Source organism: Actinacidiphila sp. bgisy144 (assembly GCF_057708105.1).
The window spans coordinates 83,791-101,500 of record NZ_JBYIRM010000001.1 but is presented as its reverse complement, the minus strand read 5'-3'; the positions used below and the strand labels follow the sequence as shown (position 1 = coordinate 101,500).

The 17,710-nt window shown below is 69.7% G+C and carries 15 protein-coding genes; 5 read left to right on the top strand and 10 right to left on the bottom strand.

Going from position 1 to position 17,710, the window contains the following annotated elements; translation table 11 throughout:
• Positions 1-32: 32 nt before the first annotated feature.
• Together AC3EVP_RS00515 and ppgK are read left to right on the top strand one after the other, a co-directional pair.
• The gene (locus AC3EVP_RS00515) at positions 33-1,028 is read left to right on the top strand and encodes a 4-hydroxy-3-methylbut-2-enyl diphosphate reductase (protein ID WP_335980723.1); all 996 of its coding nucleotides are present in this window, start codon (positions 33-35) and stop codon (positions 1,026-1,028) included.
• 30 nt (positions 1,029-1,058) lie between these two features.
• A complete protein-coding gene (ppgK, locus tag AC3EVP_RS00510) occupies positions 1,059-1,796 on the top strand; it encodes a polyphosphate--glucose phosphotransferase (protein ID WP_335980722.1) in 738 nt (245 codons plus the stop codon).
• Here the strand turns inward: ppgK and AC3EVP_RS00505 are convergent.
• Positions 1,717-2,376: a DUF6542 domain-containing protein gene (locus tag AC3EVP_RS00505; RefSeq protein ID WP_435124651.1), complete on the bottom strand. Its 660-nt coding sequence runs from the start codon at positions 2,374-2,376 to the stop codon at positions 1,717-1,719. The two genes, ppgK and AC3EVP_RS00505, sit on opposite strands and share 80 nt — an antisense overlap.
• Positions 2,377-2,647: 271 nt before the next feature.
• Here AC3EVP_RS00505 and ychF point away from each other — a divergent pair, with 271 nt between their 5' ends.
• From ychF to AC3EVP_RS00490, 3 genes are all read left to right on the top strand, one after another.
• Complete coding sequence (gene ychF / locus AC3EVP_RS00500; protein WP_335980717.1) at positions 2,648-3,736, top strand: redox-regulated ATPase YchF; 1,089 nt, start codon at positions 2,648-2,650, stop codon at positions 3,734-3,736.
• 340 nt (positions 3,737-4,076) lie between these two features.
• The gene (locus AC3EVP_RS00495) at positions 4,077-4,967 is read left to right on the top strand and encodes a DUF5655 domain-containing protein (protein WP_435124647.1); all 891 of its coding nucleotides are present in this window, start codon (positions 4,077-4,079) and stop codon (positions 4,965-4,967) included.
• Between the two features lie 387 nt (positions 4,968-5,354).
• Positions 5,355-7,118 carry a pentapeptide repeat-containing protein gene (locus AC3EVP_RS00490; protein WP_435124644.1) on the top strand — a complete coding sequence of 588 codons (1,764 nt, stop codon included), beginning with the start codon at positions 5,355-5,357 and terminating at the stop codon, positions 7,116-7,118.
• A gap of 154 nt (positions 7,119-7,272) precedes the next feature.
• Here AC3EVP_RS00490 and AC3EVP_RS00485 read toward each other — a convergent pair whose 3' ends face one another.
• From AC3EVP_RS00485 to AC3EVP_RS00445, 9 genes are all read right to left on the bottom strand, one after another.
• Positions 7,273-8,613, bottom strand: a complete 1,341-nt coding sequence (locus AC3EVP_RS00485; RefSeq protein ID WP_435124642.1) for an SPDY domain-containing protein — start codon at positions 8,611-8,613, stop codon at positions 7,273-7,275.
• Between the two features lie 153 nt (positions 8,614-8,766).
• A complete protein-coding gene (locus AC3EVP_RS00480; protein ID WP_435124640.1) occupies positions 8,767-9,621 on the bottom strand; it encodes a hypothetical protein in 855 nt (284 codons plus the stop codon).
• A gap of 436 nt (positions 9,622-10,057) precedes the next feature.
• Positions 10,058-11,857, bottom strand: a complete 1,800-nt coding sequence (locus AC3EVP_RS00475) for a hypothetical protein (protein WP_435124637.1) — start codon at positions 11,855-11,857, stop codon at positions 10,058-10,060.
• The gene (locus AC3EVP_RS00470; RefSeq protein ID WP_435125538.1) at positions 11,854-12,996 is read right to left on the bottom strand and encodes an AAA family ATPase; all 1,143 of its coding nucleotides are present in this window, start codon (positions 12,994-12,996) and stop codon (positions 11,854-11,856) included. The genes AC3EVP_RS00475 and AC3EVP_RS00470 overlap by 4 nt, the downstream gene beginning before the upstream one ends.
• Before the next feature lie 305 nt (positions 12,997-13,301).
• Positions 13,302-13,499 (bottom strand): hypothetical protein, encoded by a 198-nt coding sequence (locus AC3EVP_RS00465; protein ID WP_435125615.1) that lies wholly within the window; start codon positions 13,497-13,499, stop codon positions 13,302-13,304.
• Between the two features lie 181 nt (positions 13,500-13,680).
• Positions 13,681-14,448: a hypothetical protein gene (locus AC3EVP_RS00460; protein ID WP_435124634.1), complete on the bottom strand. Its 768-nt coding sequence runs from the start codon at positions 14,446-14,448 to the stop codon at positions 13,681-13,683.
• Positions 14,449-14,477: 29 nt separating this feature from the next.
• The gene (locus AC3EVP_RS00455) at positions 14,478-15,638 is read right to left on the bottom strand and encodes a DnaB-like helicase N-terminal domain-containing protein (RefSeq protein ID WP_435124631.1); all 1,161 of its coding nucleotides are present in this window, start codon (positions 15,636-15,638) and stop codon (positions 14,478-14,480) included.
• A complete protein-coding gene (locus AC3EVP_RS00450; protein ID WP_435125535.1) occupies positions 15,638-16,840 on the bottom strand; it encodes a DNA cytosine methyltransferase in 1,203 nt (400 codons plus the stop codon). Before AC3EVP_RS00450 ends, AC3EVP_RS00455 begins: the two co-directional genes overlap by 1 nt.
• Positions 16,841-16,848: 8 nt before the next feature.
• Positions 16,849-17,679, bottom strand: coding sequence for an adenine nucleotide alpha hydrolase family protein (locus AC3EVP_RS00445; RefSeq protein ID WP_435124628.1), 831 nt, complete (start codon positions 17,677-17,679; stop codon positions 16,849-16,851).
• Between the last annotated feature and the right edge of the window lie 31 nt (positions 17,680-17,710).

Here is a 17,710-nt window from a genome sequence, read left to right as displayed (position 1 = left end):
ACCCCGCCCCGCGTCGGGAGCGGCCCCGTACGATGGACGGCATGACCTCTGACTCCGCCCGCCGTGTCCTTCTTGCCGCCCCCCGCGGGTACTGCGCGGGTGTGGACCGCGCCGTCGTCACCGTCGAGAAGGCGCTGGAGCAGTACGGCGCCCCGATCTACGTCCGCAAGCAGATCGTGCACAACAAACACGTGGTCCAGACCCTGGAGAAGAAGGGCGCCGTCTTCGTCGACGAGACGGAGGAGGTGCCGGAGAACGCGATCGTGATCTTCTCCGCCCACGGTGTGGCCCCGGTCGTGCACGAGGAGGCCGCCGAGCGCAGCCTCGCCTCCATCGACGCCACCTGCCCGCTGGTCACCAAGGTGCACAAGGAAGCGGTCCGGTACGCCGGCGAGGACTACGACATCCTGCTCATCGGCCACGAGGGCCACGAAGAGGTCGTCGGCACCATGGGCGAGGCCCCCGAGCGCATGCACCTGGTCGACGGCCCCGCCGACGCGGCGAAGGTCAAGGTGCGCGACGAGTCCAAGGTGGTCTGGCTCTCCCAGACCACGCTGTCGGTCGACGAGACCATGGAGACCGTCGACGCCCTCCAGGAGCGCTTCCCGAAGCTGGTCTCGCCGCCGAGCGACGACATCTGCTACGCCACGCAGAACCGCCAGGTCGCGGTGAAGCAGATCGCCGCCGAGGCCGACCTGGTGATCGTGGTCGGCTCCCGCAACTCCTCCAACTCCATCCGGCTGGTGGAGGTCGCCCTCCAGGCCGGGGCCGGCGCGTCCTACCTGGTGGACTTCGCCGAGGAGTGCGAGGACGCCTGGCTGGAGGGCGTGCGCACCGTCGGCGTCACCTCGGGCGCGTCCGTGCCGGAGGTCCTGGTGGACGGGGTGCTGGAGTGGCTGGCCGCGCGCGGCTTCGACGACGTGTCGGTGGTGACCTCCGCGAAGGAGTCCATTCAGTTCTCCCTGCCCAAGGAACTGCGCCGGGATCTGCGTGCGGAGGCCGCTGAGCGGGCATCGGCCAAGAGGTGAGCGATTCCACCCACCTTTAACCTGGGGGCCATGAACATGTTCGGTGTGGACATCGGCGGTACGGGTATCAAGGGCGCTCCGGTCGATCTCGACCGGGGCGAGCTCGCGGAAGAGCGGTTCAAGGTGCTGACCCCGCACCCGGCGACGCCGGAGAGCGTCATCGACGGGGTGGCCGAGGTGGTCGGCCACTTCGGCCACTCCGGGCCGCTCGGCGTCACCTTCCCCGGTGTCGTGGTCGACGGTGTGACCCGCACCGCCGCCAACGTGGACAGCGGCTGGGTGGGCGTGGACGCGCGCAAGCTGCTCAGCGAGCGGCTCGGCCGGCCCGTGGTCATCCTCAACGACGCGGACGCCGCCGGGGTCGCCGAGATGACCTTCGGGGCCGGGCGGGGCCGCGGCGGCACCGTCATGCTGCTCACCTTGGGCACCGGGATCGGCAGCGCCCTGTTCGTCGACGGCCACCTGGTGCCCAACACGGAGCTGGGCCACCTCGAACTGCACGGCCACGACGCGGAGAAGCGCGCGTCGGTCAAGGCCCGCGAGGACGAGGACCTGAGCTGGGAGCACTGGGCGCGGCGGCTGAAGAAGTACCTCGCGCACGTGGAGATGCTCTTCTCACCCGACCTGTTCGTGATCGGCGGCGGGGTCAGCCGCAAGCCGGAGAAGTTCCTGCCGCTGATCCACGGGATCAGCGCGGAGATCGTCCCCGCGGAGCTCCAGAACAACGCCGGGATCGTCGGCGCGGCGATGGCTGCCGCAAAGCTCTGACCGCCACGATCGCGGCGGCCAGCACCGTGCCGGTGTAGAGCCAGCCGGTCATCATGGCCAGGCCGGTGAAGACCCCCACCAGGTGCCCGACGAGGCTCCCGTCGCCCCCGTCGGCCGTCAGGGTGACGGCGGCGGCGAACGCGATGGGCGCCGCCACCGGCGCCGCCACCAGGTCGTACGGCCGTACGTACAGTGCGGCGGCGATGCACACGGCGACGAACACCAGCCCGAAGAAGGTGCCGGGGCCGTCGAAGAGGAAGGCGTCGGCGGCCCCGGCCAGCACGGTCACCACGGTGGTCAGGGCGCCGGTGCCCAGGCCCGTGAGGCGGGGACGGGGGCGGGGCAGGGCGCGCAGGCGTTGGGTGGCCGCGGTGAGGAGGGCGGCGCTGGAGGTGCCGGCCGGGGGCTTGCCGGGGGGTCTGGCGGGGGCCTTGCCGGGGCGCTGGTTCGGGCGCTGGTTCGGGTTCGGGGTCGGGCGGTTCGCGGTGCGGGGGGCCGCGGTGCGGGTGTTCGCGGGGGCCGCCGGCGCGGTGGGGACGGTGCGGGCGGTCATGCTCGTACGCGCTGTGTGTTGCTCCACCTACTCAACGTAGGCGCGTGGCGAGGGCGGCGCGCGCCCGGGACACGCGGATTCGCTCGCCTGGGCCCTCTGTTCGAAGTGGCCCGTTCGAGTGAGGGGTGGGGGTGGCGGGCACTGCGGGGTGGACGGCCGGCTCGCGGAGCGGGGGGTGGGGGTGTGCTGCGATGCGGGCGGCGGGAGCGTGCTGCGATGCGGGCGGGGCCGGGGGCGGGGCGGCGGCCCGTAGACTGGTCGGCGCCAGCTCCCACCTCCTGCCACGGGAAGACGTCACGTGTCGCTCTCCATCGGAATCGTCGGCCTGCCCAACGTCGGCAAGTCGACGCTCTTCAACGCCCTGACCAAGAACGACGTGCTGGCGGCCAACTACCCGTTCGCCACCATCGAGCCGAACGTGGGTGTGGTCGGGGTGCCCGACCCGCGGCTGGACAAGCTCGCCGAGATCTTCAGCTCGGCCCGTACGCTGCCCGCGACCGTGGACTTCGTCGACATCGCCGGCATCGTCCGCGGCGCCTCCGAGGGCGAGGGCCTGGGCAACAAGTTCCTCGCGAACATCCGGGAGTCCGACGCGATCTGCCAGGTCATCCGCGCCTTCAAGGACGAGAACGTGGTCCACGTGGACGGCAAGGTCTCGCCCCGGGACGACATCGAGACGATCAACACCGAGCTGATCCTCGCCGACCTGCAGTCCGTGGAGAAGGCGATCCCGCGCCTGGCCAAGGAGTCGCGGATGCAGAAGGACAAGGCGAAGGTGCTGGCCGCGGCAGAGGCCGCGCAGACGATCCTCGCCGCCGGGGACACCCTCTTCTCGCACGGCATCACCAAGGGCACCGAGCAGGGCGCCCTGCTGCACGAACTGCACCTGCTCACCACGAAGCCGTTCCTCTACGTCTTCAACGTCGACGAGGACGAGCTGACCGACGAGGCGTTCAAGGACGAGCAGCGCGCGCTCATCGCCCCGGCCGAGGCGATCTTCCTCAACGCGAAGCTCGAAGCGGACCTCGCCGAGCTCGACGACGCCGAGGCCCTCGAACTCCTCCAGTCCGTCGGCCAGGACGAGCCCGGGCTCGCCACCCTCGCGCGCGTCGGCTTCAACACCCTCGGGCTCCAGACCTACCTCACGGCCGGCCCCAAGGAGTCCCGCGCCTGGACCATCAAGCGCGGCGCCACCGCCCCCGAGGCCGCCGGTGTCATCCACACCGACTTCCAGAAGGGCTTCATCAAGGCCGAGGTCATCTCCTTCGACGACCTCGTCGCCACCGGCTCCGTCGCCGAAGCCCGTGCGAAGGGCAAGGCCCGCATGGAGGGCAAGGACTACATCATGCAGGACGGCGACGTCGTGGAGTTCCGCTTCAACGTGTAGCGGCTGACATATCACCACGTCGCTGATCTGGCAAACATGCAGGTCGGAAGGGGTCCACCTCTGAGGGGGTGGGCCCCTAGCTTTTTCCCGTGCTGGGATGGTGCTGGGATGGCTGACCCCTCGTCACCTGTCATCACCCCTGTTCATCCGTACCGTGCTGGGATCGTGCTGGGATGGGACGGGGGTGCCCGTGCTGGATTTCGGTTGGTGATCTGACCGGTGCGCGGGGTGGCTGGACGGAAGGGGATGCTCACGCGCGTTCGTCACAGGCTCACGACCCATTGCGGAAACAAATCTGCACCCGCCCGACGTTGTTGATCTCCTAGCCGAGGAGGGGAAGGTGTCGGGCCTGAAACTGTTCCGTACGACGAATAGCGGCGTGACCGAGGTCATGCCGCGTCTTGCTGCGGTCGAGGCGGATGTGCAGGGACTCGTCGAGGCGCACATGGAGGCGATGCTGGGCGTCACGTTCCTCGCGAGCGAGTACGTGATCGACTGCGCTGACAGCGGGCGGATCGACTCGCTGGGTCTCGACGAGAACGGTTCGCCCGTGATCGTGGAGTACAAGCGGGGCACGGATGCCGGGGTCATCAACCAGGGCCTCTTCTACATGGCCTGGTTGATGAGCCACAAGGATGCCTTCCGGAGCCTGGTCCGAGACCGGCTCGGGGCGACGACCGCGTCCCAGATTCTGTGGAGCGTGCCTCGGCTGATCTGTGTGGCCGGCGACTTCACCCGCTACGACGCTCATGCCGTTCGTGAGCACCGGCGGTCGATCGACCTGGTCCGGTACAGGCTGTTCGGCGGTGACCTGCTCGGGCTCGAGACGGTGGCGACCGGGAATGGTGGAGCGCAGACATCGCGACGGCCGCGCCGCCGTGCAGTTGTCGCGGCGAGCGTCGACGTCAAGAGCAATTCGATGGTGGAGTTGGCGAGTGCGGTCGACGAGGTGCTGCTCGGACTCGGGGAGGGGGTGCACCGTATCGAGCGCGCGCAGTATCGTGCGTACCGGCGGCTTCGGAACTTCGCCTGCCTCTGTCCACCTCAGCGCAGCAAGTTGCTGCTCTACCTCAAGGTGGACCCGCAGGCTGTTGACCTTGTTCCGGGTTTCACCCGTGATGTGTCCGGGCTCGGCCACCATGGGACGGGCGACCTGGAGGTGCAGCTGCGGACGGGGGAGGACTTGGCGCGCGCCAAAGACCTCTTTCGGTTGGGCTATGTTGCGGCATGAACGAGAGGTGTTCGGCGCGTAGTTGAGTCGCGCGTTCGGATGAGCAGGTCGTCGTGTCGGTGCCTCTCGACGTACGGATGGTGGATGGCGGTGGAGTGTCCATCATCTGTGGGATCGCCGGTTTGGCCAACCGGAGATCCCACGCTATGCGCGGGCCCGTCCGGCACCGGCACCGGCATTGGCATTGGCATTGTTGTGAAGCTGCGCGCTGCGCGTTTCACGGTTGGGCTTGAGGCTGTCCCTGGATGTTGCCGGTGTCGTAACGGTTCGGTCATGGGCGCCGGATGCTGGGCTGGGGCGCGTTAGGACCGTGATATGACGACTGCCGCCCCTTCGTGGGCCCACTGCGGGCAAGGCGCCCTCCCGGGAGACCCCTTCGCGGGGTGCATGGCGATCACCGTCGCCACGTCCGCCTCCGGCCGGTGCCTTGCCCACGCGGACGCCGCCGAAGAGGCGGCGTACCTTGCGTCGCTGTCACCCGGAGCGGACCTGGATTTACGGGGTACCACCCTCGACGGGACTCTCCTCGATCGAATCCTGATCGCCATGAACGATCCAACAAGTGGTCAACCGATTGTAGGCCATGCCAAGTTCAGTGAGGTGACCTTCGCCGGGGACGCCTGGTTCGAAGAAGTGACCTTCACCACGTACGTGTCGTTCGGCGCGGCGACCTTCTCCGGGCAGGCGGAATTCACCGGCGCGACATTTAATGGATATGCGGAGTTTAGTTTGGCGACTTTCGGAGAGGATGCCGATTTCGAGGGCGCGACCTTCGCCGAGAATTCCGATTTCACCACAGCGAAATTCGCCAGGTGGGCTAATTTCACCTCGGCTACCTTCTCTGGGGACGCCAGTTTCCGCAAGGCAAATTTCGCCTATTATGCTGATTTTGACAATGCGACCTTCGCTGGAAGTGCCGCGTTCGGTAGCGCGGCCTTCGCGGAGGACGCCGGTTTCAAGTTGGCCGCATTCTCCAGCGCTGCATGGTTCGCCGGGGCGTACGTCGCCGGGGACGCCAACTTTGCGTCGCCCACCTTCGCTGGGGCGCCGGAGCTAGGGCCGCTTGTGTGTAGGGGTACAGCCGGGTTCCGAGGTGCGACGTTCGGGACGGCGGTGACCGTGCAAGTCGCGGCAAAAACAGTGGACTTCCGGGGGGCCCGGTGGACGCAACAGGCCACGGTATGGCTGCGATACGCCGATGTAGACCTGTCCGATTCGCTGGCCGAGTACCCCGTCACCGTCGCCGCTCGCCCCGGCTCCCTGGTCGACACTAACTTCTCCCCGGCCGAGGCCGTACTTGCCTGGGAGCTGCCGACGGATCAGGTGCGGGTGACTTCGTTGCGTGGGGTCGACGCCGCGCAGTTCATGCTGACCGATCTCGACCTGAGCAGGTGCCGGTTCGCTGGGACGGTCCACCTGGACCAGTTGCGGCTGGAGGGAGACTGCCGGTTCGCCGGGACACCGGCGGGCATCCACAGCTCCGTCCGAAGGCCGTTCGTGCGGTACACCCGGCGCAGCACGTTGGCTGAGGAGCACCAGTGGCGCCACAGCCTCCCCGATGCGGTCGCCGGATGGCAGCCGCCCGCGCATGCCGGGAGCGTGGTGCAGCCGCGGGCTCTGGCCGCGGTCTATCGGGCTTTGCGCAAGTCCTACGAGGACGCCGGCAACGCACCGGGAGCTGCCGACTTCTACTACGGCGAGATGGAGATGCGCCGCGCCGACCCCCGCACCGCGCCAGCGGAGCGCGGCCTGCTGACCGCGTACTGGGCATTGTCCGGATACGGGCTGCGCGCCACCCGCGCCCTGGGTTGGCTCCTGCTCGCCGTCACGCTCACGATGCTGGTGATGATGCTGTGGGGGCTGCCGCAGCGCGACACACCCTCGCTGAGCACCGGCACCCTCACCGGACGGCGCATCACCATGACCACCGGCAGCCCGGACCCGCAGAACCCCACCGGACCGACTGCGGACCGGCTCACCGGCCGCCGGTTCGAGAAGAGCCTGCGCGTCGTCGTCAACTCCGTGATCTTCCGCTCCTCCGGCCAGGACCTCACTACCACCGGTACCTACACCGAAATGGCCTCTCGCCTCACTGAACCCGTCCTCCTCGGCTTCGCCGCACTCGCTGTCCGCGGCCGCATCAAACGCTGACCACAACACGGCGGGCCGCGTCCCACGCAGTCCGGGCGGACCGGCCTCTTCGGGGGAGTGGAATTCGACTGCCGTCGGCCCGCTCTGATGGTCTGCTCACCACGGTCGGGCGGGAGTCCGGTGTGCGAACTGCCCTACGGGCGCCGGGGCGTGTTCAGCGGGTGCGTCTGATGGGGCCGGCCGGGAGGGTGGTGCCGGGAGCTGACGGGGGTGTGCGGTTGCTGGTGTGCGGCTGACGGGTGCCGACTTCGCGGGTGAGGATGTCGGCGAGGTGGGCAATCAGTGAGCGGGGGGCGCGGGCGGAAGCGGTGAGGTTCCAGGTCGGCCGTCCGAGGTGTCGTCCGGCCTGCACAGTCCATGCGGCGAGGTCCTGGTTGGGGTGGCGGGCGGCGTCCCCGTCGTACTGGACGGCGGCGTCCCCGGCACGAGGTATCCATCGGATCTGGCGACCGCTCACGGTGCGATTCCAACCCGCGCTGGCGAGGGGGATGGTGGCGGCGGCGATGCCGCCCTCGCTCACCCTGGCGTCGGTCTCAGCCTCCACGTCCTCGGCGTCGGCGAGGTGGTCGAGAAGGTGTTGCAGGATGGGTGCGGGCGTGGCGCCGGTGGCGGTGAGGACCCAGGTGCGGTCGGAGACGGGGCTTTCGTAGGCGGCGACGGTCCATGCGGTCTCCCGTGCCTGTGCCTCGTGGACGAGTTCGATGCGCAGGATCTGGGATTCGTGGATGGCGTGGGTGGTGTCGTCCGACCATGTGCGCCATTTCTCCCAGTCGTTGTGTGTGTCGAGGAACCGGGTCAGGAGCGCGTCGTGGTCGCCGGCGTCGCCTGCGTAGGCGGGGACGGTGTCGAGTTGCGGGTGCGGCGGTTCGTGCGCGGCGGGCGGGGTGCGGGCCTCAGCGGCCGCGCGTTCGGTATCGGTCATCGGAGCCGGGCCGGGGAGCATCGAGGTGCCGTGGCGTTGCTCGAATGCCGTCATGGCCGCGGCGGGCGAGTCGTAGGTGTCGGTTACCTGGCGAAGGTGGTTCTCGCCGTGGAGGTGGACACTCTTGTGGTCGGCGGTGAAGTAGGTGCCGACTGCGACGGTGATGCCGTTATCGGTGGCGTGGGCGTGGATGAGAAGGTCGCCGTGGCGGATGTCGCTGTAGATCTTCTGGGCGGCGTCGGAGACTTCGCGTATTTCGCTGCGGGTGGACCACGGGGTCGGGTAGTTGGCCCAGGTCCACTCCTCGTCGATGGCCGCCTGGAGCCTGGGGGTGATCTCGACACTCGCGCCTTCGGCGGTGAGTTCCCGGGCTGTGTCGTTCGCCCAGTAGGGCTCCTCGTGGTCGATTCGGGCGAGGACCAGGGTGTCCTTCGCTACGACATCCCACCCCGCGGCTTCCAGAACGGTGACGGCGACGCCCACCTGCGGGCCGGTCACGACGGCGGTCACGGCGCTGGGGTGGTCGGGATGCAGGTCGAGCAGGACGTGTGCATCAAGGGAATCGGGGGTCATTGAACGTGCTGCTTTTCTATGCGGGCCACCTGGGACATCCGCTCGGCACGACGGGGCGGTGAGACGGCCGGAAGTGGCTGATCGGCGTGGAGCAGTGGTCGGTCGGTGCGGGCTGTCGGGTGTCTTGCCGTCCTGCGCGGCCCGCGTGCATGGTCATCGACGGGGGGCTCGCCGCGGTAGCCGGAGCGGGGGTGGAGGCACCGTTCCCGCGGTGAGGGGCGCAACGCGCTGTTGCTCGGCGGTGTCGATGCTGTGCAGTACCGAGGCGTGGTCGATGAAGGTGCGCACGGCCGGCCAGGCGTGGGCGTTGCGGGCCTCGATGGCGTGGCCGTAGGCGGTCCAGCGTTCTGGGCCGTGAATGCGGTCGAGAAGGAAGACGATGAGGGCCTCCCAGGTGTCGCGGATGCGGGTGCCGTCGTCCAAGGCGCCATTGAGGGTGCGGAGGTGGTCACGCCACCGGTCGGTCGTGGCGTCCGGGAGCCGGAGCGTGGGGAGCACAGCGTCTGCGTGGTCCAGCGCGGCTCGGCCGTGGTGGAGGAAGGTCTCCAGGGCATCCCAGCCGTCCCAGTCGCGGCCGGATTGATGCGCGTGGTAGTCGTCCGTGTCCAGGGGGAGGCCCTGCTCGTCGCAGAGGGAGCCTGACAGGGAGTTCCAGGCGCGCAGGGCTTCTTGGGCACGCGAATGTGCTCGACGTAGTGCGGGGGTTCGTACGGCTTCGACGGCCTGTCGGTAGCGGGGCAGCAGGCGCCGCTCGATGGATGACGCGGCCCGGATCGGATCGCCGGCTACGGCGATGCCGCGGGGTGGGTCGGTACGCAGGGGGTGGTCGACTCCGGGTGGTGCAAGAGCTGCCACCAAGAACTGCCGGGGCCGGCGGGGGCGGGTGAGGACGACGAACGTCTCGTCACCGGGGCCGGTGAGCACGGCGCCTTCCTCGTGGGTGAAGTAGTACAGGGCCCAGTCGACGTGGCCGTTGTCCCAGAGCCTTTCGGCTACGTCAGCGTGCATCGGGCTGTGGGCGAAGCTGTCGTTGCCGGTGGCTTTCCAGCGGCCGGGGAGGCGACTCGCGAGGGTCTCGCTGAAGGTCCGCAGATCGGGGGCGGATTGGTCTGGGCGGGGCGGGAACGGATCGAGTGAGGGCATGGGGTCCAAAGGGGGGATCGAGGTGCGAGGCCGCTACGTTCCTGGTCCGGTTCGAACTCCTGTGCAGAGCAGTCAAGTTGGCAGCCGGCGTGGAGGTCTCGGCGAGCGGGACGTGTCCGTCGACGACCGCTGGTTCACCGTCCGGGACGGCGCCGAGCGGCGGCCGCAGCACGTGCTGGGTGCGGGGGTGGTTCCGTGCGTGTCCGGGTCGGCACGTCGCTCGATAACGCGGTTGGTGCAGGGGGGTGGCCGGCGAGATGGGCTGCGGCGTCCCACCACTCCTCGTGGTCGTGTGATGATCTCAGCGTGTTCTGCGGATGGCGTCGGTGGCGGCCTGGGCGATGGCGGCGGGGGCGCTGGAGGGCTGGGGCAGGTGGAGCAGGGTGGTTCCCGGCAGGTGCTGTGACCTGGCGGTGAGGGTGAGTTGGAGTACGGCGCAGCCGGCGGTCGTGAGCTGCTTGACGCGGGTGACGGCTTGAGCGGTTTCGTCGGGGGTGTAGATGGCGTCGGTGACGATCACGAGGAGGCGGCCGGCGCCGGGGCGGCTGAGTTCGAGGCCGTGGTCGAGCGCGTCCAGGGCCTTGGCGAGGTTGTGACTGCGGCCGTTGGCGCCGACCGTTGTCACGCGCTCCGGTGCCCGGTGGGTGGGTCGGGTCAAGGCGGTCAGGTGCGTGTCGTAGGCGATGGTGGCGGTGCGGGAATCGGGGTCGGTCAGGGCTGCTGCGCGTGCCACGATCCAAGCAGCGGAGGCGACGGGCGCGCAGGCGGCACGCATGGACGCGGAGACGTCGACGGCGATCCCCACACGCAGGGGTGGGGTGGTGGAGCTGCGCCGCCGCGTGCGGGTGAACGGTTCCGCGGTGGGGACCGACCCGGCCGCATGCTGAGCGTCGCGGGCGAGGGCGGCGCGCATGTTGAGGCGGCCGGGCGGAGTGGGGCTGGTGGTCCGCTCCTCGGTCCGTTCGCGGTAGGCGGCGGCACGCAGGGCGCGGCTCAGGCGCGCGGCGGCACTCTTCTCGGCGGCAGTGGGCCTGCGGGCGCCGGTGACCGGGGTGCTGGAGGGCGCCGGTGTGCCGTCGGGACTGACGGTGGTGCCACGGGTGTTGAAGACCGACTTGGCGGTGGCAGCGGCCTTGCGTCGCTGGCTGGCCTGCTGGGCGCGGTCCTGTGCCTGTGCCTTGGACCGCGTGGCCATGGCGTTGTCCGCGGCAGCCCGTGCCGCGAGGTCGGCGGCGTCGTTGGCGTCCATGCTGTCCAGGACGACCGCGGCGGCGGCGGACAGCAGATCGCTGAGGTCCTCCGGCACGGGCAGGGTGGGCGAGGCGATGTCCAGGGCGTCGCACCAGTCCTGGGCGTGCGCGAGCATGGTCGTGGCGTCGTGGTCGGCGCACTGGTGGGCTGCGGTCCAGATGCGGGTGAGTGTGGCCAGCAGGTTCACGCCCAGCACCTTTTCGCACAGGTCGGCGACGGCCCGGGTCTCGCCGGCGTCCAGGATGCCGGCGTCGCGGCGGCTGAGGATCAGGGCCGCCACGCCGGCGGCGTGCTCGATGCCCTGGAGGGTGGGGTGGGCGATGTCGGGCATGACCAGGGTTCGGGCACTGGTGCGGAGGTACGTGCGGTCGGTGGGCCGCGTGATCAGGTGTGCGCCTTCGACACGGCTCTCCTCCAGTAGGAGCGCGGCCTCGACGACACGGGGGTCTGCTCCGGCAGGCGGTGTCCAGACGGAGTGGGCCGCGTGGGCGGCCTCGTGGACGAACACGCCCCAGGCGGCGGGATACCGCTCCTCGTCGCCCACGATCCGTGGATGGATCTCGTGGGGCTTCAGCGGGGCGAACAGACGGGCGTCGAACTCGATCTCCGCCGAGCCCGGGAAGTAGGCGCCCGGTGCGCCGCTGCGGGTGCCGGGGCGGCAGGTGACGAGCAGGTCCTCGCGGCCGGACAGGGCGACCAGCCGATCGCCGAGCTCGGCTCCCACCCGCAGCCATGCGGCTGGCGAGGAACGGGGCTGTGCGGGCGGGGCGCCGTCGTCGTCCCAGCGCGCGAGGGCGGCGGCGTCGTCGGGCGTGATGGCGGGGGTCTGGACGTGGTGGTGGGCGCTCATCGCGAGCGGCCCCGCTGTGCGGAGCCGGTGCTGCCCGGGGGCTGCCGGACGGCCGAGGCGGGAAGCTGCTTGCCGAGGGTGAGGGGTGCGACCTCCTTGACGCCGGCGATCTTGCCGACAGCGGCGGCGACGACTTCGCGGTCCTCAAGAGGGGCGATCCCGATGAGGTTCGCGAGTGCGGCCCTGGTGCCGAGGACGGCCTCGGCCTTCTGGTAGCTGAGCAGCTCCCGTAGTTGCGGGGCCCATCCCAGCTCCCCAAGTTCGACTTGGGCGGCGAGGTGTCGGGCGATCCGGACTACCCGGGCATCGATCTTCAGGGCCAGGGCGAGGTCGTAGTCCGTGCCGATCTGGATCTGCACGCTGAACCGGCTCGCGAGTGCCTCGGTCAAAAGGGCGCCGTGGACGCCGGGATTGTGACCCGCTACCACGTAGAAGCCCGGCTCGGCCTTGATGGTTTCGCCCTTGTGGGCCTTGACCTGGATCTGGCGGCGCCCGTCCATCGCGGGATACAGCGCCGCCAGGACCTTCGGCGAGATCAAGGTGGCATCGTCGATCAGCAGGGCGCGGCCCTCGGTCATCGCGGTGACCAGCGGACCGTACTGGAAGACGTAGGCGCCCGCGTCGTCCTGTGTGTACTCGCCGATCAGGTCGCCGACCGTGGTGTCGCCGTCGCCGGCGACGGTGATCAGGTCGGGGAACGCCGCCTCCACCAGGGACGTCTTGCCGGTGCCCGGAGGGCCGTAGAGCAGCACCGGCACGTCGGCGTCGCGCAGGCGGTTCAGAGCTTCGACGTCGGGCAGATCGGCCAGCTCCCGGGGGTGGTAGAGCTGGCCTCCTGCGCGGCGGATCGGGCCGGTCTGCTTCGGCCTAGCTGCTGCGGGAATGGTCGTGCGGGCCGTGGCCGCCTGGACGCGGGGAGCGTGGGTGCCGGGCGGGCTGATCACAGGGGTCTGCGCGGCAGCGGCAGTCAGGCCGTTTGCGCGGAACTGCGGCTGTCCGGTGCCGTGTTGGTCGGCCTCGCCCCGTTTCGCCAGTGTCAGGGCGGCGTTGCGGACGGCACCGTGGGAGTGGCCCAGTCGCCTGGCCATGTCCCCGATGGTGAGCGAGTCCGTCGGCCGGTCGGCCAGCAGTCGGGCCACCTTGGCCCGTAGTTCGCCGCCCTTGGTACGTGCTGGAGTGGCGGGCGGCCTGGGTGTGGTCAAGAGGAGGCCCTTCAACGGGTTCGCGTGCGGGCGGGGGCGCCGGTCGGGACGGGGAGACAGCGGAAGTGGCTGGTCGGCGTGGAGCAGTGGTGCTGGGTGCGGGCCGCCGGGTGCGTTGCGGTCTTGCATGGCCTGCGGGCGTGGTCATCGACGGGGTGCTCGCCCCGGTGACGCTGAGCGGGTGCAGGTGATGCCTTTCGTGCGCAGCTTTGGGCCGTGCCGGTTTCCGTTGCTGGGCAGGCTCAGTCAGGAGCCTCCTCGAAGCCGGCCTGGAGCAATATCCGCCGCGCGGCGGCGTTGTAGCGGGTGGTGGTGGTCTCGCCGGTGGTGGTGTGCCGAATCGTCACGAATGGCGGGGCTGTGCGCTCTGCTGCCGCCGACGCCTCGTGGACGGGCGAGGTCCCCTGGGCAGCGACGGAGTCGAGAGGATGCGAGGTCACGGTTTCTCCATGGTGTCTGCTTCGGTGCTTGGAGGGCTTGGGCGGCCGAAGCCCGCCGTGTTCCGGGTGCGGGACCCGGCGGTGCGGGGCCTGACCCCCGCAGGGCCCGGCGGACAGGGTGTGAAGCCTGGGCTTCCCGCCGTTCCCGGGTACGCTCGGCCCGTCGGCTGGCTGGGGGCGCTCAGCGCGAGCGGCCGGGCGGACGTGTGGCGGGGTTTTTCGCCACACCGGCGGGGCGGTTGGCGGCTGCTGCGCGGACCGGCGGGAGAGGGCCGGCCTTACCGGTGAGCCGGTCGCGGCACCACTGGAGGGCTTCGTGCACTGTGTCGAAGCCTCCCTCGCGCAGGGTGTGCGTCCACGACTGGGCGTCAATCTCGCGGACCAGGACGCGGAATGGCGACGGCGCGCGCTCGTCCATGGAACGCAGGGCAACGACGACGACCATGTCGTCCGGGTCGTCGCTCGTGTAGCAGTAGCCCATGGCGAAGTGGTCGCCATCGCCGACCAGGCGCTGCTCCAGCGTCCGCGTGGCGTCGTCCGTGGGTTGGGGCCCCAGTTCGGGGTCGAGGCCGATGGCGTCGGGCGGGCAGCCGCGGTGGATGAGCCAGGACTGCGCCATCGCCGGCAGCGGCAACGGCGCCTGCTCGAAGTCGAACGTCTGCCTGTCCCGGTCCCGGCGAAGATGCAGGGCGACGATCTCCGAAGTTCCCGGGTGATCATAGGTGGCGGACTCGTCGAACAGAACGTAGTAGCTGTGCCCGTCTGCGGTGTGATGCTCGGCAAGGGGAACGAAGCAGTCCTCGAACCCCACCTGTTTGTAGAAGGCTTGGAGGATCTGGTCGTCTGCGCTGAAGTCGTTCAGGTGGAAATCGACTTCGGGACGTTGCCTGCTGGCCGCTGCCGGATCAAGAGGGTGGTCACCGGCGGATGCCGAGTCGGTGGGTTGCAAAAAGGATCTCTCGGTGGTTGTCGGTTCCGCTACAGCGGAATTGGCGGTGATGTGCCGGGTGGGTTGGCAGGACGCGGACCCCGGTTGGGGTACGCGGGTGAGGCTGCCGCCCTTTCCGCGGGCGGGGGCCGACCGCGCTGGCGGTCAACGCGGGCTGTGGTCAGTGCCGGAGGGCGCCGTGGGGCGGTGGGCGCGGCTGTGGGTGGGGGTGTATGCCGTCGGGCACGTATCCGGGCAAGGGGGGCGAGGGCGCGGCGGGCAGCGTGCAGGAGGTGGTGGGGGGCATGGGTGGAATCATGGGTGAGGTCGGTGATCTGGCGACCTGCGGTTCGGGCTGCTGCGACGACGGCGCGTGTGTGGATGCGTTCGGCCCAGTGCTCGACGGAACCGACGGGACGCCGGAGGAAGTCCAGGACTTCTGCGGGGTCGGAGCCGGAGAAGACGGCGTGTTGGTGGGCCTGCCACAGCACGGTGATCGGGTCGATGGGGTCGCCGCGGTGGGCCATGGCGGTCACGCAGCGGTATATGACCTGGTGTAGGGGGAGGACGAGGTCCTCGGGGTGGAGCCAGGCGACCAGGGTGTCGGGGTAGGCGATGGCGGTGGCCAGGAGCAGCCGCTCGTCGTCGAGTGCGTCCGGAGTCGGCGGATCGGCGTCCGGGGCGGCCTGTTTGGGCATTGGGCCGGAAATGTGCGGCCACATCGGTGCTGCGCGTTCGAGGAAGACGGCGAGGGCGTTGGCCTGGTTGGCGACGATCATGGCGGGGTCGGGGAGGGTCGGGTCGTCGCACAACTGGGTGAGTCGCATCGCGTGCTCGCGCAGGCTTCTGCGGAGGTGCTCGGCGCGAACCATCTGCGCGTAGGCGGCCGCGTGGTCGGGCTGGGGACAGACGGCCATGAGGGTGTTGAGGTAGGTCGCGTCCAGCCCCGGCGCCCGGGTTGCCGCGGCTGCTTGGACGGCCTGCGGCCATATCGGGCGGGCGCGGTGGACGTCGGGGGCGGGGGGAGTCAGGCGACGCATTGCCGCGAAGACTGCGCTGTGCAGGGAGTTGGCGAAGTGCTCGGGCAACAGGCCGGGGACGGACAGCAGTTGGTCGGGTTGGAGGAGCAGCGCACCGACGAGGGCCTGTTCGGCGTAGTGCAGTGCGCTGGGCGGTTCGTCTTCGGCGGGTTCGGACGGGGTGGGGGGCATCAGGCGGCGAGGGTGAAGTTGTCGCGATCCAGGGTGGCGCCGAGGTGCGGGGCGAGCAGGTGGGCGGCGAGTCGCGGCGGGACGGCGTTGCCGATCTGGGAGAACTGCTGGCCCTTGGCGCCGGCCCAGGGGTAGTCGGCGGGAAAACTCTGCAGGATGCCCGCCTCAGCCGCAGTGATACGGATCGGGTCCGGCACGGCGAGAGACTCCTGCGGCGTCGGCGCGGCGTTGTCCGGGCGTTCGGCGACCCATAGGCATTCGTTCGCGCGGTTTCCGAAGAACAGGGTGCCGGCTGGTTCCGTTGCTGAACGGACCGTGGCGTGCGTCTGGTTGTTGCTGCGCAGCGACCACGACCAGTGCCGGCTTTCTGCCCGGTCGGTCGGCCGACTGTCGGCCGATACGCGCTGGGGCTTCCAGGCGCCTCGGTCGCGGGCGCTTTCCAGCGACTTCCGTGCGCCAGCCGGAAACGGCTCAGGGCCGCCGCCCGGGCCGCCGCCCGCGCACACGGTCGGCACCGGCCTGCTGACTGCTCCCCAGCCCAGAGCTTCTGCCATGCTGATCCACCGCTCGCGGCCCGGGCCGAACAGCGATTCCGGTTCGGCGACTTGGGCGTGGGTTGGCTCGGGCGGAGCCGCACTGCGGACACGAGAAGCGACCAGGATCGCTCGTCGCCGCGTCTGGGGAACGCCGAAATCGGCCGCGTTCAAAATGCCCGACCAGACGGAGAACCCCCAGGCGCGCAGGATCGACGTGTACTGGCGCCACAGCGGCAGCACGTCGGGCACTTCCTCCATCACCACCCACTCGGGCTGATCAGCAGACCGGAGCGCATGCAGGTACCGCATCGGCTCGGCTGCGAGCAACGACCGCTGGTCTCGGCACTCGACGAGCAGGCTCGCACGGGTATCGCGCCCGGCCGCGAGATCGGCGACGGCCTGGTGGACCAGGGGCTGGTCGAACAACCCCAGCCGCCGCCCGGCCATCGACCACGCCTGGCATGGAGGAGACGCGATCACCCCCCACGTGCGTCCGACGAACGGCCATGTCGGGTACACGGAGACGTCCGTGCGGATCGTCAGCAGCCCGGCAGCCGCCCTGGTGCGGCACGCCCATGGGTCCCACTCCAATCCGAGGTCCCGCACGCCGAGTACGGAGGCCGCATAGGACCAGCCGCCCGGGCCGGCAAAGAGGTCCAGCAGCAAGCCGCGGGTCACGCGGTCAATCCGAAATCATCCTGCTCGGGTCGCTGTTCGTCGCCGCGGCAGGACCACGGTGAGCAACCGTCCGGCTCGCCCTGCTCCACCTCGTCGGTAGCCACGGGCAAGCTGTTCTGCAGCAGGGCGTGTTCGTGTGCGGTGATGTGGTCGATGGGGGCAACCGCTAGCGGAACTCGGCTGCGGTGGAGATACGCAGTCCCCAGTAGCGGCGCCCCGTCAGCGGTAGCCCGCGCGTTGCCCGAGCGGATCGCGGCATCGAAGTCCACGACGTCCGCCCACTCCTCCGGGTTGGTGTCGCGCAGGGCCCTCCACTGCTGATTTCCGTGGTAAGGGCACCCGAGGCACGCTGACTTGGGGGTCGAGCCGAAGCCATGTTTGCGCAGCAGCCGCTGGCAGTCGGTGCGGGACAGGCCGAGATCGATCAGTGGGAAGTGGTTCTTCATGTAGGCGACGTCGGCGTCCTTGGCCCGGTGGAATTCATCGGTGGAGATGCCGATCCACTGCTCGACGAACGTGCCTTTGGGGATGCGTCGGGGGTAGGGGTAGCCGAGCAATTCACGGACCTGGATCTTGATCGGGCGAATTTTATACTGGCCCGTGCACTGGCGGCGTGACATCCCCTTGCCGCCGTCGGGATTGAGAATATGCAGCGGCATCGACGCGAAGCGCTTGCTCGCGTCGAGTGCGTCGTCGCGAATGTTACCGGACGAGACCCGCAGGATCGGGATTCCCGCCGGTCGGGCGATCTCGCGCTCGATCCGGTCGAGGTGCTCGTATACGGCCCGGGGCTCCCAGCCGGTGTCGGCAAATATTGCATAGTCCACCCGGGGGAGGACTCCTTGGGCGGAAAGGAGG

Bases quoted from the DNA above. Each gene is read 5' to 3' on its own strand.
- AC3EVP_RS00515 (WP_335980723.1), top strand. From the start codon at position 33: ATGGACGGCATGACCTCTGACTCCGCCCGCCGTGTCCTTCTTGCCGCC.
- ppgK (WP_335980722.1), top strand. From the start codon at position 1,059: ATGAACATGTTCGGTGTGGACATCGGCGGTACGGGTATCAAGGGCGCT.
- AC3EVP_RS00490 (WP_435124644.1), top strand. From the start codon at position 5,355: ATGGCGATCACCGTCGCCACGTCCGCCTCCGGCCGGTGCCTTGCCCAC.
- AC3EVP_RS00485 (WP_435124642.1), bottom strand. From the start codon at position 8,613: ATGACCCCCGATTCCCTTGATGCACACGTCCTGCTCGACCTGCATCCC.
- AC3EVP_RS00480 (WP_435124640.1), bottom strand. From the start codon at position 9,621: ATGCACGCTGACGTAGCCGAAAGGCTCTGGGACAACGGCCACGTCGAC.
- AC3EVP_RS00475 (WP_435124637.1), bottom strand. From the start codon at position 11,857: ATGAGCGCCCACCACCACGTCCAGACCCCCGCCATCACGCCCGACGAC.
- AC3EVP_RS00455 (WP_435124631.1), bottom strand. From the start codon at position 15,638: ATGCCCCCCACCCCGTCCGAACCCGCCGAAGACGAACCGCCCAGCGCA.